Consider the following 22,710-nt stretch of genomic DNA (forward strand, 5'->3'; position numbering starts at 1 on the left):
TTGCTCCTGGCGGCAGATGTGTTCATCTATCTGGGGGATTTGGGCCAGGTCTTGCCGGCCTGTGGGCAGGTGCTCAATCCCGGCGGGCTTTTGGCCTTCACCGTCGAGCAGGGATCCGTCCCCGGCTACGAGCTGGGATCCACCACGGAGCGCTCTGCCCACTCCGCCGCCTACGTGCTGCGGCAGGCAGAACGGGCAGGGCTGGATCCCGTCTATCATCAGAACTTTACCCTGCGGCGAGAGGGAGAAACCGACGTGCCCGGAGCCGTGTGGTGTTTACGTCGGCAGCCGTGATCGAAAGCGGCCGGCCCGAAATGGCTGTAGGCCCTCTATCCGCGCTCGGAAAGAATCGAGTAGAGTGGGGACGCCCGCCTGGACTTGGATTGGGTTTTATGAATCCGGATACCCCGGCGCCCTCGTCCCGCCGCTTTCCCCTTCGTCCTGTGGCAACGCTGGCCCTCGCCGCCAGCCTCCTGGCGGGGCTGGGAGCAGGGGGCTACGTCCTACTGCAGCGGCTACGGCTGCAGATGCACCGGGATCTGATCCTCTATCGGTACGCCGCTTTCTCCGGCTATGAAGATGTGGCAGCGTTCGATCCCGGCCCAAGCGACCGCTGGTTTCCTCTGATCTATCCTGTGATAGCCCGCTGGGGGGGATCCGCCGACCCAAGCCGCCGCAGCTACGCCTTTTACACTTTACAAAGCCATGGCCTGCCTTACAGCCGCTGGTGGTTGGAGGATCGGCTGCGGCAAAATCCGGCTGAGTTTTTCGCCCCAGCGGCGTTGTTCGGGGGCTACGACTACTCCAGCGGTCAGGAGATCCCGCCCCAGTACGAGCTGTTTGGGCTGGATCGGCCAGAGTCGGTGCAGCGCCTCACCGAGCTGGCCTTGGCCGGGATCCAAGCCGATAGCCCGGAGTGGAGTTTCAATCTCAACTGGCTCAACAGCTTGCTCACCCAAGAAGGATTTCCCTTTCGAGAGCAGGTCTACGGGGTGCTGATCCCCGCCTTGGAAAGCAGCCCTCCACAGCGGGCCAAGAAACTCTTGAGCGTCTTGCCCTATGAGGAGGAAGGGATCCCATCCTGGGCGCTATCCCAGGTGCAGGCGGTGCGGCAGCGGGTTGAGGGGAGTACCACCTCTTACATCGATTTTTATGGGCGCGCCGACCAGGTGCTGCTCCTAGAACAGCCAACGGTGCAGGCGGTGCGCCCTCTGTATGAAGGTTTGCCACCCTCATCTCGAGAGTTTTTTCTGCTGCAGATAGCGGAGCCGGAAACCCTCAACCCTGGTGCTCAGGTGTTGTTGCGCAGTGTGGTGGCCGATGATGCCGACCCACAGCGGTTTTTGGCGGCGGCCCTGCTCTACATCAAGGGGGATCCCGTCGGGGAGCCGCTGCTGCAGAGGTCTCTCAACGAGGATTTGGCCGCCCTGCACGGCATCAGCAATGGTTTGGTTTTGCTGCAGCTGGCGGAGGCTTTTCCCAACTCCCGCTTTACCCAAGCTTGCCGGGAATATGCCCGCATTCGCGGGGGCAGCTATTTTGGCTATTCCCCCCACAATCCCGAGACCGGCGAGCCGATCCCGCGGCCTTTCCCCCCGGCAGAAGAAGAGGCCCTTTGGCGGGCTTGGCTGACCACCTACCCGGATCACCCCGGCGCCGACGATGCCCTCTTTTGGTTGACGCGCACCTTGGAGTGGCAAAGCAAGCGGGAGGAGGCGCTGCTCCTTTTGGCCAACTGGCTGGCGGAGCCCTTTGGCGATGGGGACATGCGCTACGTCTTGCGCCGCCGCCTGCTTTTGCTCCTAGACAGCGGCGCAACCCCCGGCGAGTTGCAGGCTTTTCTCGACCGCCACGGGGATCATCCTCTGGCTGCCGCCGTCCGCTATGCGCTGGCGGTGCGCTACGCCCGCGAGCACCGCTACGACCAAGCCCTCCGGTTGACGGAAAATCTGGCTTTGGATGCGGTGTTGGAGCGCTACCCCTTGCTGGATGGCAGCTACTGGCTTTACGACTGGGATCCAGAACCCGGCAGCCGCACCCCTTTGGATCCGGAAATCCAGGCCCAACGAGAACGCTGGCGAGAATTGAGCCGTTGGCAAGCCCAATCCACCCCCCAACAACGCTATCAACTGGCCGCCCACTGGGCCGCTGCCGACGGTTGGCGCAATGGGTACCTGTGGCTGTTTAACCGCAACCGTGCGGGTGGCCTGAGTGGGAATGCCGATGCGCCGCCGCGACCGGCTTCCTCTGGTTCTCTATCCGACTATCAGCGGGCCAATCACCATGCTGTGGCAGCAGAGTTGCTCGGCTCTGTGCTGGCGGATCCCGCTGCCCCTGACCACTGGCAAGAGAAAAGTCTTTACTGGCAGGTGGTGATCCTCTACCGCCAGTACACCGCCTACCCTCCCGACGAAACGGCAGCCATCTATCCGCTGCCGGGTTTTCCCCCAGGGGTGACCGAAGATGCCAGCTTGTTCGACACGCCGCTGCCCGACTACGTGGATCCCAGTGACCCTGGAGATCGCTACTTTCTGGAAGCCAAAGTCCTGCGGGACGGCTATGCCCGCCAGGCGATCTACGCCGGGAATGAGCTGCTGGCCCGCTTCCCGCAGAGCCGCTATGCCGGGGATGTGCTCATGAGTCTGTACGGCCTGACGGGAGAGGCCACCTTTCTAGGGCGGCTGCTAGCGCAATTTCCCGACAGCGATCGCGCTCTGGAGGCAGCGCTGGAGCTGGGGCCCGTTGACCACTGAGTCTTCACCGTACCGCAGCTTCATAGCCTCTTCACAGAGCCTGCATGGAAGGCCAATAGCGGTATTCTAGGACGAGAGCCGTCTTGCGGGATCCGGGAAGGAAAGCTTTATCTCCCCTTTATCTCGCCCGATCTGGGTTAGCCTTGGGTTGAGTTTCCTTGGGCCCTGCCTGATGGATCCCGCCACCTTTTTGGAGCGCTACGGGTTTGAGCTGGAGGGGCAGCCCGGCCAGGCGTGGGTGGAGCGCTGGAGCCAGCGGTTCCCGGCCTCTTGGATCCCGGCGGCCCTGGTGGAAGCCCTCTACCAGGGGCGCTACAAGGCCGCCTCTGTGGAACAGATCCTCCGCCTCTGGCAGCGCCGCGGCGCTCCTCACCTCACCTTTCCCCCAGAAATCAGCCAATCCCTGTGGCGGGAACAGCAGGAGCTGATCCGGTCTTTGGTTGCGGATGCCCTTGCCCGTTCTCCTTTGCCACCCGTAGCCCCGGCGGGATCCCTGTTTTCCAGAGAATCGGCCATATCTCTAAACTTGTTGTTGGATCAGTTGCAGGATCTCCCGCCCAAGCTGCGCCACCTGCTCGTTCATTTGCATCCTGCCCCGCCAACCTCCTCGGCGGCTCGCGCTGGCGGGACGGAGCTTTTGGTAACTTTGGAGCTGCAGCTTGCCGACCCTTCGGATCCTGCCCAGCCATCCCAAGGACAGCCTCGGTGAGTTTGCAATTTTGCCTCAGGGATCCTTGCCATCACCAACTCCGGCGTACTCCCGCCACAGCAGAGCTTGTCGGGATGGGGGATAGGATTGACACTCCCCCGACTAAAGTCGGGGGATTCTTACGCAGTCCATAGACGGACTCGCAAAGGCGCTGTCAAGACGCCCCTAGACGGTTCCTTGGAACCAAGTCTCAAGGTTCCGCTTACTTGCTGACTTACAGCACTGTCCGGGTCTTTCACCGGGGTGGGTGCTTGCTTGGGATTGGTAATCATAGCATTGGCGAGCGACTCAAGTCGCTCAAGGACTACGTCCCGCTAACGCGAACAGGCTTTTCCGCTCCGTACTACTCGCGTCAGCGGTGCGGAGCGCTTAGTACAGGGCTACCCAGCTGCCCCCCTGTGTCGCCACCCTGGCAGAGCCAAAACCGAGGGCCCCCAAACCGTCTCTGTCGCCGCCTGGGGATCCCAACTCTTGCCTAGGCCAGGATGGCGGCCGCTCCCGCGAGAGCTTCCTCCCGCAGCAGGGCAGCTTTGTCAGTGCGCTCCCAGGGCAGATCCAGATGGGTTTGCCCGAAGTGCCCATAGACCGCCACGTTTTGATAGAAACGCCCTCCCCGTTGACGGGGTAACTCTCGCAGTTGGAACTGGGCCAGAATGGCTGCCGGCCTCAGGTCGAAGTGGCGCTGCACCAGCCGCAGCAGATCTTCGTCGGGGATGCGCCCTGTGCCAAAGGTTTCCACCAAAAGGTTGATGGGACGGGCCACCCCGATAGCATAGCTAACCTGCACCTCGCATTTTTGCGCCAGGCCGGCAGCCACGATGTTCTTGGCCACATAGCGGGCAGCATAGGCGGCGCTGCGATCCACCTTGGTGGGATCCTTGCCGGAGAAGGCCCCGCCCCCATGACGGGAATAGCCGCCATAGGTATCGACGATGATCTTGCGGCCGGTCAAGCCGGCATCCCCCTGCGGGCCGCCGATGACGAACTTGCCGGTGGGATTGGTGAGGAAGCGGGTATGGCTGTCGGGTTTAATGGACAGCTCGGCAAATACCGGCTGCACCACCGCCTCCCAGAGATCGGCGCGGATGCGCTCTTGCACCGCCGCCTCTTCTGTGATGGCGCCAATGGTGGGCGTGTGCTGGGTGGAGATGAGCAGGGTGTGGATGCCCACCGGGCGCCCCTCCTCATAGGCCACGGTTACCTGCGTTTTGCCATCCGGGCGCAGGTAGGGCAGGGTGCCGTTTTTGCGAACAGTGGCCAACTGGCGGCTGAGGCGGTGGGCCAAGCTGATGGGCAGTGGCATCAGCTCAGGGGTTTCATCGCAGGCGAAGCCGAACATCAAGCCCTGATCCCCGGCCCCGACCAAGTCGAATTGATCTTCCTGGGATGCGCGACTTTCCAGGGCCACGTTCACCCCTTGGGCAATATCGGGAGATTGCTCATCAAAAGCCACCAACACCGCGCAGCTATCGGCAGAGAAACCGTTCTTGGCGTCGGTGTAGCCAATTTCGGCCACCTTGTCCCGCACCAGATGGGTGAAGTTGACATGCGCCTGCGAGGTGATCTCCCCGGTCAGGATCACCATGCCCGTATTCACCACCACCTCTGCCGCCACCCGGCTCATGGGATCCGCCGTCAAGAGGGCATCCACGATGGCATCGGAGATCTGATCGCAGATTTTGTCGGGGTGCCCCTCCGTCACCGACTCCGAGGAAAACAAAAACGACTTGGACAACGAACCTCTCCTTAAGACGAAACAGATGAAACTGGGAGCCTGCTCAGGCCAGAAAGCCAGGCCCACCTGTCCGTTCATCGGCGGCCAGGATCCAGAAAGGCAGGCCTAGCCGGTGGATCAGCGCAGTTGCCAGAGCAACCCACCGCACCCGAGGACTTCGTCCCACTGACGCGATAGAGCCTTGCTCCGCCGCTGCGACCAGAGCTGTGGGAGCCGCTAAAGGGTAAAGTCGCCAGAAAAAGCCCCCACCTAAAAGGGCTATCCTCTAGAGAAAACTTTATTGCCTTTATCTTTCGGTTACTGACTAACCGCAGGAATTGGCACCGTAGCGGAGACTTCCGCCGGTTGCCGCAGCTTCATTGGGCCTGATCCCTCAGTCTGCTCTGGATAAAGAACGGAACTTGTCCTTATCGTACCCCTAACCTCTCCGCATTTGTCAAAAAAATGCACTCCGGGCAGGTCTCAGCCAAATAGCTCCTGCCACCAGTCGGTGGACTGGGCGGCCCTGAGAAAAAGGACGCCCGCCAAGCCCAGAGGGAAGAGAACTCCCAGAAAGCCAACCGCCCCCAGTGCCCAAGCCAAGCGATGCAGATGCCTTTTGCTGGCAGCGCCCGCGGTTGTTTCCGCCAAGACGGCCAACATCGATCCCAGGGCCGCCAACAGGGATCCCCCCAGCCCGGCCAGATAGGCGGGCCCCAGCCACGGCTGTAACTGGGCGGCAGAGGCAATTTGCAAACGGGGCAGGACTTGAAAACACCCTACCGCCAGCACGGCCCAGATGAAGGAGTACATCAGCAGGCTATCTCGAAAAGCGGTAGCCGGTTCTTTCATGATCCCAGCCCAATCCAGCCAGAGGTAGGATAAAAGCAGTTTGCTGGGGAAGAGCTTGCTCGGCCCACCCGAATTTCCTCTGATTATGGCCCAACCCGCCATGTCTGACCTCTCTGCACCGGCTTGGGGATCCCACTCGACAACAGAGCCTGAGGCTGTTGGCGTTGGCAATTGCGGGACGGAGTCTCTAGCGGGCACAGAGACTGACCTCAACCAGTGGCACCGCCGCAGAATGCAGCGCCGCCAGCAAATCCAGCGGCAGCGCCTATCGGGCATGCGCGATGACAAGGGCTTGATCATCGTGCATACAGGGCAGGGCAAAGGCAAGAGCACGGCTGCTTTCGGCATGATCTTCCGTGCCCTCGGCCAAGGCTTGTCGGTGGGGGTGGTGCAATTCATCAAGGGGGCCTGGGATCCGGGGGAAGCCAAACTGTTGCGCCAGTTGGCCGCCCATCCGGAGCTGGGCCTGGGGAAAATCGCCTTTTACGCCATGGGGGAAGGTTTTACCTGGGAAACCCAGGATCGCGAGCGGGATATCGCCCATGCGCAGGCGGCCTGGGCAAAGGGGCGGGAGCTGCTCAGCAGCGGCGAGTACCACCTGGTACTTTTGGATGAGATCAACGTCGCCCTCAAGCTGGGGTACCTCTCCCTGGAGCAGGTATTGGCCGGCCTGGCCGAAAAACCGGAGCGGGTGCATGTGATCCTGACCGGGCGGGGCGCGCCGGCTGCCCTGATCGACCGGGCCGACTTGGTAACCGAGATGACCTTGGTCAAGCATCCTTTCCGCGACCAGGGGATCAAAGCGCAAATCGGCATTGAGTTCTAGTCCTTGGGTAGGGCAAGATGGCCATTCTGGTGGCGGCAGCCACAAGCGGCAGCGGCAAGACCACTGTCACGCTGGCTCTGTTGGCCGCTCTCAGGCGGCGGGGCCTGCGCATTCAGCCCTTCAAGGTGGGGCCGGATTACATTGATCCCCTGTTCCACACAGCGGTGAGCGGGATCCCCTGTCGCAACTTGGATCCCTTTTTAACCGATGAGAACTTTGTGCAGCGCTGCTTTCGCCACCACTGCCAAGGCAAAGATGGAGCAATTGTAGAGGGAGTGATGGGCCTCTTCGATGGACGAGCGCCCGCATCCCTGCCCGGCGAGACAGAACCCTTTTTGGCCAGCAGCGCCCACGTGGCCCGCCTGCTGGGGATCCCTGTGGTGTTGGTTATCGACGGCAGCGGCCTGGGAATGACGGTGGCCGCTCTGCTCTACGGCTTGAGCCGCTTTGATCCCCGCCTCACCATTGCCGGGGTGATTTTCAACCGGGTAGCCTCGGAGCGGCACGGCCAGATTTTACAGCAAGCAGCAGCGGCGGCGGGGATCCCGGTCTTGGGCCAGTTTCCCCGCCGTGAGGATCTGCGCCTGCCCAGCCGCCACCTGGGGTTGGTGCCCGTCTCAGAACTGGATCACTTCCCCCGCTGGCAGGAGACCTGGGCCGATCTGGCCGAGCAACACCTGAATTGGGATGAGCTACTGCCCTTGATTCGCTCCTTGCCGCCGGCGGTGGGGGAGCTGTGGCCAGAGATTTCCCCACAACCGCGTCGGGTTCGGGTAGGGGTGGCCCAAGACGCCGCCTTTAACTTCTACTACGCCGACAACCTAGATCTCTTGCGAGCCTGTGGCGCCGAGCTGCTGGAGTACTCTCCCCTGCAGGAGGGTCTGTGGCCGCCGGATCCCTGCGATGGCCTGCTGCTGGGGGGCGGGTTCCCAGAACTGTTTGCCGCCACCCTCTCCGAAAAAATAAGCCACCGCCCACCGCCGCCCGCCCATCCACCCCTCTATGCCGAATGCGGCGGGCTGATGGTGCTGGGACGATCCCTCACCGATTTCAAGGGAAAGACCTACCCCCTGGCCGGGCTGCTGCCTATCCAGGTGGACATGGGCGAGCGGCTATGCCTGGGCTACCGCGAGGCCACTGTCCTGCGCCCCACCCTGCTGGCCAAGGCCGGGGATCGCCTACGAGGGCACGAATTTCACCGCTCCCGCAGCACCCCTCTCTCCCCCAACCCAATCTACATCTGGGGATCCCCGCCTCACCAGGAAGGCTGGGCCGGTCGGCGCCTGCACGCCTCCTACCTGCATCTCCACTGGGGATCCCGTCCCGACCTGGCCATGCGGCTCTTACAAAGCTTCTTGAGGACAACTCTGCCCATCTCCCCTTAGAAGACCATGCCATCGCTGAGCCGTTGCATGGGCGGAGAAACATCTGACCTGAGCTCCGGCGGATCCAGGTCTTTGAGCCGCTTTTCCGGCCAGGCCAAGCGATCCGCGGATCCTCCGCGAGAATGTCGCCAGCGCCTGTGGAAGGGCATTTCCCCGCTGGGATCGTGATCGTGGCGGTCACGCAGTCGGCATCGAGGCGAGAATGCTCCGATTCACCGGCCAAAACCCTTTCAAATAGCAACTTACAGCGATCCCGAATGGCTTGAGGACTCTGAAAATAAGTCACTCGTTTTTCCTGAACAACAGATGCCGACCTTGAGCCCTTCCCTCTCAAGCATCCCTCGCTTCATCCAAGAGTTTTTCAGCATAATTGGGCGGGAACTCACCTTGCTCCACATTCGTCTACAAAACTTAGCCTTCTTGACTCCAAACACGCCAGCCTCTTGCAGAGGCTCAGAAACCTAGAGGGCAACCCAACCCAAAGGACTACATCTTGCTTCCCCACTGCTGAAACCCCTGTAGGAGTGGGCTTTGAGGCAATTGTCCACAAAAGGACTGCGTCGGGGCATTTCGAGAAAAGACTGAGCTAAGCACTGGGTGAGGATCCCAGTAGGTAAGAAGTTTTGAGTCGGGGTAAATTTTGATGTCTTTGGTTAAGACGAGTATGGGATACTACACCTTGGTGGGCTAGACTTTGCCTACCCTGTGGCTTTAATCACTTCCTTGAGGGTTTGTCGGTTGTTATCCTAGACATGTCTTTAGCTCTCAAGCATAATAAGCATAAATTACTAGTTGGCTCATTTTCGGCTAGACTGAGCCCCACAGCGGGCGATTCATGTAGGGAGGAGTGTGATGTTCACACGGTTGGCGGAACAGTACCGCAGCTATGTTCAAGATCTGGTGATGAGTTTGCAGGCTCTGGCCATTGTTTTGGAGAAGCGGGGCTATCCAGCTTCTTGCTACACCTGCGGTACTTCATTTGAGAGCGCCTCCTTCATGGTCAGCTTACGGGAGGGGCACTTGATTCGCTTTTTGGTTTCCGAATGCTCCATTAGCTGGACAGAAATGCGGGATGACCGGGAGCTCATGAAACTGGAAGGAGCAGAGGCGATTCGCCAACTGCAGGATTTGGCAGAGCTGATCAAAGATGAGTTGGTGGCTGCCGCTCCGGCTGAGGCTCTGGTAGCCAGCACCTGAAAAACAAGCCGTAAGTCTCTCGCCCCCAAGTCCCAAGCGATTGGACAACCGGGTCTGGCCTCAGCTCAAGTTGCAACAGGAGGCCGAGAACTTCCCTCGGCTCCTGGGCTGCCTGGAGTTGTTGTAGGGTTCATTTTCTCCGTCGGCCATTTCGCCATACCCCCAAGGGGATTCGAACCCCTGTCGCATCCGTGAAAGGGATGTGTCCTAGGCCTCTAGACGATGGGGGCGCTCGTGAATGCAGCGATCCTAATCCTAGAGAAGGAGGGACGAGCTTGTCAACTTGACACGCCCCCACCCAAACAAGAGATTCTTGCTCCTGCTTCTGCGGCTGCGCTTGGCTGTTCCAGGTCGCCTCAGGCGTTCCTCCGCTTGCCAAGGTGCGGCGGGAATTTCTCTTGGCTCCTGTGTGGGGTGATGCTGAGTTTGCAGACTACGGTGAGGATGTGAGACAGTTTCAGGCGGTGAAGTGATGGCTGCAACTGGAGCATCCCTTGCTTCATCTCTCCAGCCTACGGAGGCAGGGGACTCATGCCATTGGACTGCTTATGCAACCCAAAGTTCTATTGCTGGGCAACGCTGGCACGCACGGGAACTGCGCCGCTGACGCAACTGCCGGCCTGCTTTTGGATATGGACGGGGTGATCGTGGATTCGGAGCCGATCCACGCCCGCGCCGGAGTCATCGCCCTGCAGCGCTGTCAGATCTCTCTGGATCTGGCTCCCATCTCCCTGCAGTTTAAGGGGCGCACCGACCAGGACATGTTCGAGTATCTCGTAGAACACCTGACGGACACCCCGCCTGCGGAACGATCCCTGCTGGTGCAGCGTTTGATCGAGGAAAAGGCCAAGGCTTTTGGAGAACTACTGGGAGAGGTGCCGCTGGTGCCAGGGGTGCTGGAGTTTTTGGCGGCCAGCCGCCGCCGCTTCTCCGCCCTCGCCCTCACCACCTCGGCCACCCGTCGGGATCAAGAGCAGATTTTCCAGCGCTTTAACCTGCACCGCTGGTTCGACGCCGTGGTTACTGCCGAAGATATCCGGCGGGCCAAGCCCGACCCCGAGCCCTATTTGAAAACGGCTGCCAAGGTGGGCTTGGATCCCAGCCGGTGTTTGGTGGTCGAAGACTCCACCCACGGGATCCGCGCCGCCAAGGGGGCCGGCTGCTTGGCAGTTGGCCTCACCACTGCTTTCACTGCCGAGGAACTGCGCCGGGCGGGGGCCGATGCGGTGGTGGACAGCTTTGCCGAGTTGGCAGCACTTCTGAGCTTGCCTGTATAGGGAGCACAGACCCATGCAGGAGCCTCTCTCTCCAGCACCGGTTTTTTTACGGCAGGCCCTGGATCGCTATCCATTTGCCTCGCGGCGACGGGTGGTGATGGGCAGACAGGGAGCAGTGACCACCAGCCAACCGCTGGCGGCAATGGCGGGTATGGAGATGTTCTGGGCCGGCGGCAATGCCGTGGATGCAGCCGTGGCGATGGCGGTGGCTTTGACGGTGGTGGAGCCGACTTCCAATGGCATTGGTGGCGATGCTTTTGCGCTGGTGTGGGAGGGAGGGGAGAAGGGCCGGCTGCACGGCTTGAATGCTTCCGGTCGCAGCCCAGCTGCCCTGACGCCGGAGCGCTGTGTCGGCCAGATTCCCGCTTACGATTGGTTGGCAGTAACGGTGCCGGGGGCTGTTTCGGCTTGGCAAGCCTTGCACCGGCGCTGGGGACGGCTGCCCTTCGAGCGCCTGTTTGGGCCCGCCCTTCGCTTGGCCTGCGAGGGGTTTCCGGTTTCTCCCCGGATTGCCCAACTGTGGCAGGCGGCGGAGGCCACCTATTTGCCGCTGCCGGATCCCCGCCACGAGGCCTTCAAAGCCGTTTTTTTCCCCCAGGGGCGTGCTCCACGGGCGGGGGAGCGCTGGAGCAGCCCTCTGCATGCACAAACCCTGGCAGAGATTGCCCATAGTGGCGGCGAGAGTTTTTACCGGGGGGAGCTGGCGGAGAAGCTGCTGGCTTTTTCGGATACCACCGGCGGTCTCCTGTCCCGCGCCGACTTGGCAGAACATCGGGCCGACTGGGTAGAACCCATCCATACCGATTACCGCGGCTACACCGTCTGGGAGATCCCCCCCAATGGCCAGGGCATTGCCGCCCTGATGGCCCTCAACCTTTTGGAGGGTTTTGAGCTGGGTCGGATCCCCTACGAGGCCGGCGAGCGCTATCACCTGCAGATTGAGGCGATGAAGCTGGCTTTTGCCGATGTGAGCCGACAGGTAGCGGATCCCGACTATCTGCGGGTGAGTCCCGCCCAAATGCTGGATAAACGTTATGCCCAGCAACGGCGGCTGTTGATCGGTTCTAGGGCCATCCCCTTGGCTCAGCCAGGGCTACCTCAGGGGGGAACGGTTTACTTGGCCACAGCCGATGGCGACCTGATGGTGTCTTTGATCCAATCCAACTTCGACGGCTTCGGCAGCGGCCTGCTGGTTCCAGGGACAGGGATTGCCCTCCACAATCGCGGCACCGGATTCACCTTGGAACCCGGTCATCCCAACCAGGTGGGCCCGCGCAAGCGCCCCTACCACACGATTATCCCCGCCTTTCTTTCCAAAGATGGGATCCCCCTCGGCCCTTTCGGTGTCATGGGAGGGACGATGCAGCCCCAAGGCCATGTGCAGGTGGTGGTGAATCTGGTGGATTACGGCCTGAACCCCCAAGCGGCTCTGGATGCGCCCCGCTGGCGAGTGCTTCTCGACCAAGGGATCCCGCAGGTGGCGCTGGAGAGCACGGCCCCCCCTCAGGTGGTGGGAGAGCTTGCTGCGCGGGGCCACGCGGTGCAGGTGGTAGCTGCAGAAGAGGACTACGGCCTTTTTGGCCGGGGACAGATCATCTTTCGCGATGGGGATCACTTAATCGGGGCTTCCGAACCCCGTGCCGATGGGTTGGCCCTGGCCTGGTAGAAGGATCAGCTCATCACCATGCCACCGTCGATGGCGAAAACCTGCCCGGTGATGTAGGCTGCCGCCGGGTCGGCCGCCAAAAAGCGCACCAGCCCCGCCACTTCCGCTGGGGATCCCAGTCGCCCCAGGGGGATCTGCGCCAGGATAGGGCCGGGATCCAACTTCTCGGTCATCTGGGTGGTGATAAAGCCGGGGGCAACGGCGTTGACGGTGATGTTGCGGCTGGCCAGCTCGCGGGCTGCTGTCTTCGTCAGACCAATCACCCCTGCTTTGGCGGCGCTGTAGTTGGCCTGGCCGGCGTTGCCCACCAGGCCCACCACCGAGGTGATGTTGATGATCCGCCCCTGCCGCTGCTTGACCATGATCTTGGCGGCTGCCTTCAGGCAGAGAAAGACGCCGGTGAGATTGAGATCCAGCACCGCCTGCCAATCTTCCGGCTTCATGCGCAGCAGCAGGGTGTCGCGGGCCATGCCGGCGTTGTTCACCAGCACGTTCACCCGCCCCCAGCGCTCCATCACCTGCTCAAAGAGCTGCTCCACTTCTGCCGGCTGGGAGACATCGGCGGCCACGGCCATCCCTTCTCCCCCCAGAGCGGCGATCTCCTGCACCAGCGACTCGGCCTCGGCGGCGGAGCGGGCGTAGTTGACGACCACCTTGGCACCAATCGCCCCCAAGTGCAGGGCAACGGCCCGGCCAATGCCCCGGCTGGCTCCGGTGACCACCGCCACCTGGTTGTGGAGCGAAGGCAAGGGGAGAAGCTCAGACATAAGCGGCAGGTTCCTCGTTGTTGGGACAGCCGCAACAGTATAGGATGCTTTGGCTGTGTCTGGGGCCAGGTTTTTTGTCCACTCCCCACCCTTCTCCTGAGGGAATAGTAAACCGGGGGGCTGGGCCAGATTCAGGATAGCGCTCCGCGCCGCTGGCGCGTTCGTGACAGCGTTGCAGAGCAATAACGACGCCGCAAACTGTTTCATTGATAATTGATATTTGAAACGACTATAAAAGTTATCTCAATATCTTGCAAATGCTCGGCTACTTTCCCGCTCATGAGCATGTCAAGGTTTGCGCTGAATCCAATAGGTGGTAAACAGTTCGCCACCGGCCTGTTTCTGAATTTTGCCCCCTAAGTCTGCGATGCGTCGCTCCCACTCTGTTAGGGGAGTGAAAATCGGTTCGGTGCCTTTGAATAGCTCGATGAGACCCCATTGTTCTGCCCACACCGAGTCAGGATTGACCACTTCGATGATCACCGGCGCAGCCGGTCGCAACACCCGCAGCAACTCTGCCCAAACCGCGTCGAAGTACTCAATCGGGTAGTAGTACAAAAATCCGGTGGCGATGGCCAGATCAAACTGCTCCGGCTCGTAGTTTTCCAGATGGTGGGCGGATCCCTGTTGCATCGACTTGAATAGCTTGGAGTTGAGCTGAGGTGCTCGCGAGCGAATAAAGCGTACGATCTCGCCACTCAGCTCATGGCCGTAAAAGTGGGCTTGCCAATCGTTCCAGGGATAAGTCAGGAAGCTCACCCCACAGCCCAAATCCAGGCAGGCTTCCCGTTTTTTGGGGGCACGCAACTGCCAAAAGGGGATCCCGAGGCGCTCTTGCAGATGATCTCGCTGCTGGGCTTGCCAAAAGGGCAGTTGCTCCAGATCTGGGGGAAGTTGCCAGCCTGGCCGACCCAGTTGCATTTCCAGCTCTCGGTTGAAGCGAGCGGCTACAGAAGCCAGGTAGGGATCCCAGCGTTCCCCGGTTTGCGGTAGCTCCATCTTTGGATGGCTTTGTTGTGGATGGTTGTGGACTTAACTGGCACTTAACCTACACTACCAAGACCCTTGACCCATAGGCTCCCGGCTGCAGGGATCCATTCACCCAACTGTGGCTGCCGAGGATGGTGCCGGCGGGGACTTGAGCTTGGGATCCCAGACAGGTGTGGGCGCCGATGTAGCAGGGGGCGTGCAGTTGGGCGTTGGGATGGATCTCAGCCGTTTTGTGCACCCATATCCCCGGCGCTTGTTCTTCCACATCCTTCAGGGGAAAATCCGTCATCCGGCCCAAGAGAATGTCCAGTTGGCCGTGGTAGTAGCTGGCCGGCGTGCCCAGATCCCGCCAGTAGCCTGCATGAAGATAGGCTTGCATTCGTTGCCCTCGCCGGAGCAAATCAGGAAAGACGCGCCGCTCGAAGCTGAGGGGATCCCCGCTGGGGTAGTCTTTGAAAATGGCCGGATCGAGGACATAGGTGCCGGCGTTGATCGTGTTGGTGGTGAGGGTGAGGGCTTCGGCAGGGGTGGGCTTTTCCCGAAAAGACTGGATCTGGCCCCCTTCCCCCACTTCCACCAGGCCATAGGCGGTGATGTCCTCCACGCGGGTGAGGGTGAGGGTGGCAACGGCCTGGCTCTGCAGGTGGCATTGCATGAGCGCCTGCAAATCCAGATCCGTGAGGATATCGGCATTGAAGACCACCAAGGGATCCCCGCTGAAATAGGGCTGGGCCAGCACCAGGGCTCCTGCTGTATCCAAAGGCGTCTCTTCGGCAAGGTAGCGAAGCTTCACCCCCCAAGCAGCGCCATCTCCCAAAGCAGCCTCAATTTGTTGGCCCAAATACCCCACGCTGAGCAAAATGTCCGTCAGGCCGGCTCGTCGGCAGCGCCCCAGCAGCCATTCCAAGAAAGGCACCTCCAAAAGGGGCAGCAAAGGCTTGGGTTGCACAAAGGTAAAAGGCCGTAAGCGAGTGCCTTTCCCGCCCGCCAAGATCACCGCCTGCATACCCCCCCTCAACCCTGATTCCCTACCTGTAATATAGAGCAGCGCTTTGTCGGCGATCTGGCCGGCAGAAGAGCCTACAGAACTGATAGAGTTTTGGCACCTCTGCCTTGCCACCGCCCATGACCAAGCCCAAAGCCGGGATCCTCTACAACGATGCCAAGCCCGCCGCCAAACGCAGCAGCGAGGCCCTCTCCCGCTGGTTTCAGGAACAAGGCTGGGAAGTCTGTGTGGCCCCCAACTGGGGCGGCATCCTCGGCTACGCCAAGCCCGATAGCCCCATCTGCCTGACCAAAGTGGATAGCCTGGCCCCGGCTGGATTTGACGAGACCATGAAATTTGCGGTGGTGCTGGGGGGAGATGGCACCGTCTTGGCAGCAGCGCGGCAACTGGCCCCCAAAAGGATCCCCCTGTTGGCGGTGAACACAGGCCACCTGGGCTTTTTGACGGAGACTTACCTTTCTCACCTAGAAGAGGCTGCCAGCGCCGCCATCGCCGGGGAGTACACCCTGGATCGCCGCAGCATGTTGCTGGTGCAAGCCTACCGAGGGCAGGAATTGCGCTGGGAGGTCTTGAGCTTAAACGAGATGGTGCTGCACCGGGAGCCTTTGACCAGCATGTGCCATTTCGAGATCACCATTGGGGATCACTCTCCCCTGGATGTAGCTGCCGACGGAGTGATTTTGGCTACCCCCACCGGCTCGACGGCCTATGCCCTCTCGGCGGGCGGGCCGGTGATCACGCCGGGGGTGCCGGTTTTGCAGTTGATCCCGATTTGCCCCCATTCCATGGCCTCGCGGGCCTTGGTCTTCCCCGATTCGGAGGAGGTGTGGATCAGCCCCGTTACTCCTCAGCCGCTGGTTTTGGTGGTAGATGGGAATGCCGGCTGCTACATCCTGCCGGAAGACCAAATTCGGGTGGTGCGTGCCCCTTACTGGACGGATCTGATGCGCCTACGCCGACCGGAGTTTTTCCGCGTCATGCGAGAGAAGTTGGGGTGGGGACTGCCCCATGCTTCTAAGCCCACATCGGTGGAGTTGCCTTGAACCAGAAGCAGATCTCAGCTTTTGCCCAGCTTCAGCATCTGATCCACCACCCCCAGCGTTTCTTCGTAGAGGTAGTCGGGGCCGGGCCGCTGCAACTCAGCGGCCAACAGGGTATCGAGGGAATCCTGCTCCAGGGGAGCCACCTGGCGAATCACACATCTCTGAGCGCCCCCCATGGCTTCCATGCGCATACACCCTGTGGTTTCCGAACACAGCACGGTACAGGCATTGGCTTCTTGATTGCTGGCGGTGAGGCGCAGCCCGATGAGATCCCCCGGCTGGCTGATTTCCGAGGCCAAGGGCACAGCGGCCAATTCCGCCATCACCTGGCCGCCCGTTTGGGTTTGAAAGCAGAGGCGGTCGATCTTGTAATCGTGTTCTTGAGCCTGAACCCGCTCTGTGGGCGTCCACCCCAGGCGACCAGCCAGCCAGCCCAAAAAAAGGAACGCCTGGCAGGGATTGCCGGCTTTGTAGTCGAGGGTCACGCGATCCACAAGGTATAGGGACTCCCGCCGGTCGGGAGGGTCAAAGGCTTGGGCGGTGAGTTCCTGCCAGGGCAGCAGCCGCCGCCAGTTAAGATCCCCGCAGTGGCGCCCCTCGCCGACCAAGAGGTGGATCTCCTGCAGATCTTCTTCTGGATTGACAAAGCCGCGCGAATCGACGATGACCCGGTTGCTGAGGGCCACCAATTTTTGAAACAGCAGGCTGTTCAAGTCCAGATCCCCTTGCCACCACAAAAAGGTGGGCAAGTTGGGGATCAGCAGGGAAGCGATGGTGCTGCAGGCCCGCACAAAGGCCGATTCCGGCGCCTTCAGGGTGATGTATTCGCAACAGACCAACGAGCTGCGCTGCTCGCGAGTTACCGGACAATAGGCGGCCACCTGGGCCTCGATGGTGTCGTCTGCGGATCCCGCCCGTTTGGCTCGCAGGTCGATGACGCGACAGGGGTTCTGGGTGGCAATGGCCTCGACGGTGGGGGAGGGCAGCAACAGCGCGTCGTCCAGAGATTCATAGACCACTAGGGTAAAGGTGGCGGCGCGGGCGGCAACGCTCTCTCCCTTAGAAGACCAGATTTTGTTCAGCTCCTGCTCAATATCCTCGATGGAGACATCTTTCGGGGTTTGCAAAGGCAGGACGGCGGTGGATTGATCCATGGTCTCCTCCTGGAGCGGGCTCTTGCTCGATTCTAAGCAGATGGGCCGGCTGGCCGGGAAGGGTTTAAGGTGGGGTACAGATTGGCCGGCTCCAGCTTCTGCACCCGATCTGCGAAACAGCAGGCTCAGGCGGGCCGGGGCTGGATGGTCAGCTCTGAGGGACGGGCGGGATCCCCTACCAACAGCACGCCGCGACCGTTGGCGTGCAGGTGCCGCACAATCCAGTACAGGGTTTCGATGCGCTCCGGGCAGCCTAGTTTTTCTGCCAGCTGGGGCAAAGTCAGGGATCCCTGCTGCGCCTGTACCGTCTCCAGCACCTGCCGTTGCAGCTCCAAGACGGCGCGGGCAGCTTTTTTGCCTGCCTCTACCCCCGGTTGATGGTAGGCGTTGATCCGGATGAGAGAAGCATAGAGGCCCACGGCTCGTTCGTAGAGGGCGATCAAGGCCCCCACTGAACGGGCATCCACCCGTGGCAGCGTCACGGTAATGGAGTCGCGCCCGTTTTCGTAGAGGGCCTGGCGGGTGCCCTGCAACAGGCCGTCCAGGTAGTCGCCGCTGGTTACCTGCGGCTCCACGAAGGGGGAAGGGATCCCGGGCTCTCGATCCTGGAGCACCTCGATGAAGGTAACAAAAAAGTTGTTCAAACCATCCCGCAACTGCTGCACGTAGGCGTGTTGATCGGTGGTGCCTTTGTTGCCGTAAACGGCGATGCCCTGCTCCACGCGGTTGCCGTTCAGATCATGGGATTTGCCCAGGGATTCCATCACCAACTGTTGTAAGTAGCGGCTAAACAGCAGCAGGCGATCCTTGTAGGGCAAAACCACCATATCTTTGCGCCCTTGGCCCTGACCGACGATGTACCAAGCCATGGCCAGCAGGGCGGCAGGATTGCGCTCCAGGTGGGGCAGGCGGGTGGCTGCGTCCATGGTGGCGGCCCCGGCCAGCAAAGCCCGGATGTCGATCCCCTGCAATGCTGCCGGCAACAGGCCCACTGCCGAAGTTTCGGAGGTGCGTCCCCCCACCCAGTCGAAGATGGGGAAGACCGCCAGCCACCCCTCTTGCCGCGCCTGTTGCTCCAATTGGCTGCCGGGCCCGGTGATGGCCACCGCATGGTCAGAAAAAGGGATCCCGGCCTTTTGGTAGGCCAGCTTCACCTCCACCAAGCCATTGCGCGGCTCTGGGGTGCCGCCGGATTTGGAGGTGGTGATCACCAGGGTTTGTCCCAGCTTGCCCGCCAGCCGTCCCAGCACCCGATCAAACCCATCGGGATCCGTATTGTCGATGAAGTGGATATTCAGAGGAGGGTGCAGAGGAGCCAGGGCCTCGGCCACAAATTGCGGCCCCAGAGCCGAGCCGCCGATGCCGATGCAGAGGAGCTCGGTGAAACGCCCCCCGCCGCTGGCCGGGATGGCTCCACGATGGATCTGTTGGGCAAAGGTTTCCACTTGCTCAATGCAATCCTGAATGGCCTGCCGGATCTCCGGGGTGGGAGCCAGCTCCGGCGCCCGCAGCCAATAGTGGCCCACCTGGCGGCCTTCGTCGGGGTTGGCGATGGCCCCGGCTTCCAAAGCCTGCATCTCGGCAAAAGCCTGGGCAAAGCGAGGCCGCAGCGCTTCCACCTGAGGAGGAGTCAAGCGGATGCGGCTGATATCGACGAAAATCTCCAGGCTGGGATGGTAGTAAAGCCAGTTGCAGTAGTGCTGCCAGAGTTGAAGGCCGTCCATGGGATCCTTTTCGCCAAAAGCCGTAACCAGCTTACCAAACCCTTCTCTACTCCCAGCCGAGGGTCGTGCGCTCCAGCCAGGATCGATCCAAACTGACCAGCGCCTCTTCGACCCCGACGCCCGTCTCAGGGTGACGCCAGTTGGGGGCGATCTCACACAAGGGAGCTAAGACAAAGGCACGTTCCATCATGCGAGGGTGGGGCAACGTCAGCTCGGGGCTATTTAGGATCCGGTTGCCCACGGCCAGCAGATCCAAATCCAGAGTTCTGGCCTCCCAGCGGATGCGCCGCACCCGCCCCGCCTCCTGCTCGATGGCCAGCAGCGCCCCAATCAACTCCAGAGGGGACTGGTAAGGGGGAAAGGGATCCAACGCCACCACGGCGTTGAGGTAGTCGGGCTGGCCGGCTGGCCCCCCTTGGGCAGGGCTGCGGTAGAGGCTGGAGCGAGCCACCACCTGGCCCAACCTGAGCAACTTCTGCCCAGCCGAGCGCAATTGCCGCAGCGGATCCCCCAGGTTGCTGCCCAGGGCAATGTAGGCCAGGTCGGGATTCATGAGGCTTCTCATCTGCTGACGGATCGCCAGCGGTCGATCTCTACGTAGACATCCCCAAACAGCCCCGGCAGGGGAGCTTGGGGCTTGTGCACCCGCACCGTCAGGGCCTCCAGTTGGGGATAGCTCTGCCACAGCCGCTCGGCAATCTGGTCTGCCAAGGTCTCGATCAAGCGGTAGCGCCGCTCGGTCACCTCTTGCCGCACCACCTCATACACTTGGGCGTAGTCCACCGTGCCAGAGAGGTCATCCTGGATCGGGGCCAGGGAAAGCTGCATCTCCACATCCACCACAAAGCGCCCGCCCAAAACCGCTTCCTCAGGGCAGTAGCCGTGGCGGGCATGAAAGACAAGACCCTGCAGCACCAGCCTAGCCTGGGTCACGGTGGAGACCTTCCCAAACAGCCAGGGCGGAGACATGAGCAGGGACGTTGTGGACTCGCACCAAGGCAGCACCCTGGCTGGCGGCAAAAAGATGCACGGCCACGCTGGCGCTATCCCGCTCTTTGGGCACGGCGATGCCGGCCAGCTTGCCCACAAAACTTTTGCGGGAGGCCCCCACCAACACGGGGTAACCGCAGGCAACCAGCCGTGGCAGGGCTTTGAGCAGGGCCACATTCTGCTCGGCGGTTTTGGCAAAACCCAAGCCGGGATCCAAAACCACGCTGGGCACACCGGCCGCCAGAGCCCGCTCCGCCTGGGCCTGCAGAAAGCCAAAAACCTCCCCCTCCAGGTCGTCGTAGTCGGTCTGCTGCTGCATGGTGCGCGGCTCTCCCCGCATGTGCATGATCACCGCCGGCACCCCCTTCTCGGCGCACACCTGCATCATCTGCGGATCGCGCAGCCCGGTGACATCGTTAACGATGTGCGCTCCCGCGGCCAGGGCCGCCGCCGCCACCTCCGTTCGGCGCGTATCGACGCTGATGGGGATCCCGGATCCTTCCAGGGCCCGGATCACAGGCAAGACCCGGTCGCATTCCACCTCCACGGATACCGGCTCCGCCCCCGGACGGGTGGACTCGCCGCCGATATCCACAATCAAGGCCCCCGCCGCCGCCATGGCCCTGGCTGCCTGTACGGCTGCTTCCACGGATCCCCACTGGCCGCCGTCGCTGAAGCTGTCAGGGGTTACATTCAGCACCCCCATCACCGCCACCCCGCGCCACGAGAGGCGGTAGCCCTCGGCCACCTGTTCGGCCCTGGGCAGGGGACGCCGAGAAGTTAAGCCGGTAACACGTGTAAGCAGTAGACCATGATCCCGTGCAACAAGCATGTCGCCTTATGCTGCTGAAGCAGAGACATTTTTCTGTAGCTCAGGATACTACAGCCTAAGCTCTGCACCTGCCTGAAATCCAATAAAGCGCTTTGGCCTCTCCAGCTTCTAGGAGCAAGCTCAGGGAGGAGCTCCCACCGGCTTAGGCGCGGGGAGTGGCCTGAGCCGGCAGAGAAGCTCATCCCGTTCTAGAACATGATGTCGTCTTCCGAACGACCCCAGATGCACCAAATGATAGAGGCAAAGATCGCCATGTAAACCCAGGCCATCGGGCTATATTGCAGCAGATCCATCAATACATCCCTAAAACATTTGTTTATCTAGTCCAATTATTGTGATGTTTCGTTACAGCGTCAACAGTTCTCTCAGGAAAAAGCTCCTCCTCAGGCCAGACCGGAGCTGTGCTGGGATCCCTTGCCGGAAGGGGGCTAGGTTTTTTGGCCTACAGGGTATGGGCAGATTCTCAGTGCTGAGCAAAGCCGGTTGCCTGAGAGAAAGGCAGGGGGAGCTGGACATGAGCCTAGACATTGAAGCGGAAGTGCATCACATCCCCTTCCTGCACCACGTAGTCTTTGCCCTCGCTGCGCACCAGGCCCTTCTCTCTAGCGGCATTCAGGGATCCCGCCGCCACCAGATCAGCATAGGCCACCGTCTCGGCCCGGATGAAGCCCCGCTCGAAATCGGAGTGGATCACGCCGGCTGCCTGGGGGGCTGTGGCTCCGACGGGGATCGTCCAGGCGCGGGTTTCCTTGGGGCCGGAGGTGAAGTAGGTGCGCAGGCCCAGCAGCTCGTAGGTGGCCCGGATGAGGGATTTCAGCCCGCCTTCTTTCACCCCCAACGAATCCAGATAGGCCTGTCGCTCCTCAGGGGGCAGCTCCACCAGCTCTGCTTCCACCTGGGCTGAGACCACCACCACGCCCGCCCCTTCCGCCTTGGCAAACTGGCGCACCTGCTCCACCCAGGCATTGCCGCCGGCCAGATCCGTTTCCGCCACGTTGGCAGCGTAGATCACCTTCTTGCGGGTGAGCAGCCCCAGCCCTTTGATCAACTGCTCTTCTTCCGGGCTGAGGGGCACCAGCCGGGCCGGTTTGCCCTCGTCCAGAGCGGCCTGCAGCTTCTCCAGCGCCTGCAGCTCCGCTTGGGCAGCTTTGTCGGATTTGGCCTGCTTGCGCACCCGTTCCAAGCGCCGCTCGATCTGGGCCAGATCCGCCAGGGCCAGCTCCAAGTTGATGACGCCGATATCCCGCAGAGGATCCACCGAGCCGGCCACATGCACGATGTTTTCGTCCTGGAAGCAGCGCACCACATGCACCACGGCGTCCACCTGGCGAATGTGGGAGAGAAACTGGTTGCCCAGCCCCTCTCCCTTGCTGGCCCCTGCCACCAGCCCGGCAATATCCACAAACTCGATTTGGCTGGGGACGATCTCGGCAGAGCCGCTGATCTTGGCCAGCACCTCTAGGCGCTCATCCGGCACCGCCACCCGCCCCACATTCGGCTCAATGGTGCAAAAGGGAAAGTTGGCCGCCTCGGCTTTGGCATTTTCGCAGAGGGCGTTGAACAGAGTCGATTTGCCTACATTGGGCAGGCCGACAATTCCAGCTCTGAGCATCGAGATCGCGGAGGAAAAAGCTAGGGTAACGGCAAGGGGATCCGTTGCAAAACTTTAAGATCACTATTTTGACGTTAGCATTTGTCGCCTCCGGCTGGAGCACCTTCCCCGGTGACAGATCCGCTCCCTCACCCCCCCCCCCCCACCCCCCCCCCCCCCCCCCCCCCCCCCCCCCCCCCCCAAAATAAAAAACAAGAACGCAAGCCCCAAACC

Annotated in this window: 21 protein-coding genes, 1 tRNA gene and 1 riboswitch; of the genes, 9 read left to right on the forward strand and 13 right to left on the reverse strand. The window is 61.4% G+C overall.

Features of this window, described 5'->3' with window-relative positions:
• From NW826_RS04505 to NW826_RS04515, 3 genes are all read left to right on the forward strand, one after another.
• Positions 1-294, forward strand: coding sequence for a hypothetical protein (locus NW826_RS04505; RefSeq protein WP_414509543.1), 294 nt, complete (start codon positions 1-3; stop codon positions 292-294).
• 98 nt (positions 295-392) lie between these two features.
• Positions 393-2,753, forward strand: a complete 2,361-nt coding sequence (locus NW826_RS04510; RefSeq protein ID WP_414509544.1) for a tetratricopeptide repeat protein — start codon at positions 393-395, stop codon at positions 2,751-2,753.
• Positions 2,754-2,901: 148 nt separating this feature from the next.
• On the forward strand, positions 2,902-3,462 hold the full coding sequence (locus NW826_RS04515) for a hypothetical protein (protein WP_414509545.1): 561 nt from the start codon (positions 2,902-2,904) through the stop codon (positions 3,460-3,462).
• A 475-nt stretch (positions 3,463-3,937) separates the two neighbouring features.
• Here the strand turns inward: NW826_RS04515 and metK are convergent, their stop codons facing one another.
• Both metK and NW826_RS04525 read right to left on the reverse strand, forming a co-directional pair.
• The gene (gene metK, locus NW826_RS04520; protein ID WP_414509554.1) at positions 3,938-5,182 is read right to left on the reverse strand and encodes a methionine adenosyltransferase; all 1,245 of its coding nucleotides are present in this window, start codon (positions 5,180-5,182) and stop codon (positions 3,938-3,940) included.
• 298 nt (positions 5,183-5,480) lie between these two features.
• A riboswitch (SAM riboswitch) is annotated at positions 5,481-5,591 on the reverse strand.
• Positions 5,592-5,659: 68 nt separating this feature from the next.
• The gene (locus NW826_RS04525) at positions 5,660-6,028 is read right to left on the reverse strand and encodes a hypothetical protein (RefSeq protein WP_414509546.1); all 369 of its coding nucleotides are present in this window, start codon (positions 6,026-6,028) and stop codon (positions 5,660-5,662) included.
• Positions 6,029-6,128: 100 nt separating this feature from the next.
• On the opposite strand from NW826_RS04525, the gene cobO reads away from it, so the two are divergent.
• Together cobO and NW826_RS04535 are read left to right on the forward strand one after the other, a co-directional pair.
• Positions 6,129-6,854: a cob(I)yrinic acid a,c-diamide adenosyltransferase gene (gene cobO / locus NW826_RS04530; RefSeq protein WP_414352266.1), complete on the forward strand. Its 726-nt coding sequence runs from the start codon at positions 6,129-6,131 to the stop codon at positions 6,852-6,854.
• 17 nt (positions 6,855-6,871) lie between these two features.
• A complete protein-coding gene (locus tag NW826_RS04535) occupies positions 6,872-8,239 on the forward strand; it encodes a cobyrinate a,c-diamide synthase (protein WP_414509547.1) in 1,368 nt (455 codons plus the stop codon).
• On the opposite strand, the gene NW826_RS04540 is transcribed toward NW826_RS04535, so the two are convergent.
• On the reverse strand, positions 8,236-8,388 hold the full coding sequence (locus NW826_RS04540) for a hypothetical protein (protein WP_414509548.1): 153 nt from the start codon (positions 8,386-8,388) through the stop codon (positions 8,236-8,238). The two genes, NW826_RS04535 and NW826_RS04540, sit on opposite strands and share 4 nt — an antisense overlap.
• 703 nt (positions 8,389-9,091) lie before the next feature.
• Here NW826_RS04540 and NW826_RS04545 point away from each other — a divergent pair.
• A complete protein-coding gene (locus NW826_RS04545) occupies positions 9,092-9,436 on the forward strand; it encodes a DUF1815 family protein (RefSeq protein WP_414335905.1) in 345 nt (114 codons plus the stop codon).
• A 157-nt stretch (positions 9,437-9,593) separates the two neighbouring features.
• On the opposite strand, the gene NW826_RS04550 is transcribed toward NW826_RS04545, so the two are convergent.
• A tRNA-Glu gene (locus NW826_RS04550) sits at positions 9,594-9,666 on the reverse strand.
• Positions 9,667-9,984: 318 nt separating this feature from the next.
• Here NW826_RS04550 and NW826_RS04555 point away from each other — a divergent pair.
• Both NW826_RS04555 and NW826_RS04560 read left to right on the forward strand, forming a co-directional pair.
• Positions 9,985-10,713, forward strand: a complete 729-nt coding sequence (locus tag NW826_RS04555; RefSeq protein WP_414509549.1) for an HAD family hydrolase — start codon at positions 9,985-9,987, stop codon at positions 10,711-10,713.
• 13 nt (positions 10,714-10,726) lie between these two features.
• A complete protein-coding gene (locus NW826_RS04560; RefSeq protein WP_414509550.1) occupies positions 10,727-12,379 on the forward strand; it encodes a gamma-glutamyltransferase family protein in 1,653 nt (550 codons plus the stop codon).
• Between the two features lie 5 nt (positions 12,380-12,384).
• Here the strand turns inward: NW826_RS04560 and fabG are convergent, their stop codons facing one another.
• From fabG to NW826_RS04575, 3 genes are all read right to left on the reverse strand, one after another.
• Positions 12,385-13,128, reverse strand: a complete 744-nt coding sequence (fabG, locus tag NW826_RS04565) for a 3-oxoacyl-[acyl-carrier-protein] reductase (RefSeq protein WP_414334828.1) — start codon at positions 13,126-13,128, stop codon at positions 12,385-12,387.
• Between the two features lie 306 nt (positions 13,129-13,434).
• Positions 13,435-14,145, reverse strand: a complete 711-nt coding sequence (locus tag NW826_RS04570) for a class I SAM-dependent methyltransferase (RefSeq protein WP_414334816.1) — start codon at positions 14,143-14,145, stop codon at positions 13,435-13,437.
• A 49-nt stretch (positions 14,146-14,194) separates the two neighbouring features.
• Positions 14,195-15,142, reverse strand: coding sequence for a sugar phosphate nucleotidyltransferase (locus NW826_RS04575; RefSeq protein ID WP_414334817.1), 948 nt, complete (start codon positions 15,140-15,142; stop codon positions 14,195-14,197).
• Positions 15,143-15,261: 119 nt separating this feature from the next.
• Here NW826_RS04575 and NW826_RS04580 point away from each other — a divergent pair, with 119 nt between their 5' ends.
• Positions 15,262-16,185: an NAD(+) kinase gene (locus NW826_RS04580; RefSeq protein WP_414509551.1), complete on the forward strand. Its 924-nt coding sequence runs from the start codon at positions 15,262-15,264 to the stop codon at positions 16,183-16,185.
• A gap of 14 nt (positions 16,186-16,199) precedes the next feature.
• Here the strand turns inward: NW826_RS04580 and NW826_RS04585 are convergent, their stop codons facing one another.
• From NW826_RS04585 to ychF, 6 genes are all read right to left on the reverse strand, one after another.
• Positions 16,200-17,339, reverse strand: a complete 1,140-nt coding sequence (locus tag NW826_RS04585) for a glucose-6-phosphate dehydrogenase assembly protein OpcA (RefSeq protein ID WP_414334819.1) — start codon at positions 17,337-17,339, stop codon at positions 16,200-16,202.
• A gap of 125 nt (positions 17,340-17,464) precedes the next feature.
• Positions 17,465-19,063, reverse strand: coding sequence for a glucose-6-phosphate isomerase (locus NW826_RS04590; protein WP_414509552.1), 1,599 nt, complete (start codon positions 19,061-19,063; stop codon positions 17,465-17,467).
• Between the two features lie 46 nt (positions 19,064-19,109).
• Positions 19,110-19,616 (reverse strand): 2-amino-4-hydroxy-6-hydroxymethyldihydropteridine diphosphokinase, encoded by a 507-nt coding sequence (folK, locus tag NW826_RS04595; RefSeq protein ID WP_414334821.1) that lies wholly within the window; start codon positions 19,614-19,616, stop codon positions 19,110-19,112.
• A gap of 8 nt (positions 19,617-19,624) precedes the next feature.
• Positions 19,625-19,996, reverse strand: coding sequence for a dihydroneopterin aldolase (gene folB / locus NW826_RS04600; RefSeq protein WP_414509553.1), 372 nt, complete (start codon positions 19,994-19,996; stop codon positions 19,625-19,627).
• Entirely contained in the window at positions 19,983-20,885 is a 903-nt protein-coding gene (gene folP, locus NW826_RS04605; protein WP_414334823.1) for a dihydropteroate synthase, read from the reverse strand. The genes folB and folP overlap by 14 nt, the downstream gene beginning before the upstream one ends.
• Before the next feature lie 520 nt (positions 20,886-21,405).
• On the reverse strand, positions 21,406-22,497 hold the full coding sequence (ychF, locus tag NW826_RS04610) for a redox-regulated ATPase YchF (protein ID WP_414334824.1): 1,092 nt from the start codon (positions 22,495-22,497) through the stop codon (positions 21,406-21,408).
• Positions 22,498-22,710: the final 213 nt, after the last annotated feature.

This window comes from Synechococcus sp. OH20 (genome assembly GCF_047502685.1).
Taxonomy (GTDB): domain Bacteria; phylum Cyanobacteriota; class Cyanobacteriia; order Thermostichales; family Thermostichaceae; genus Thermostichus.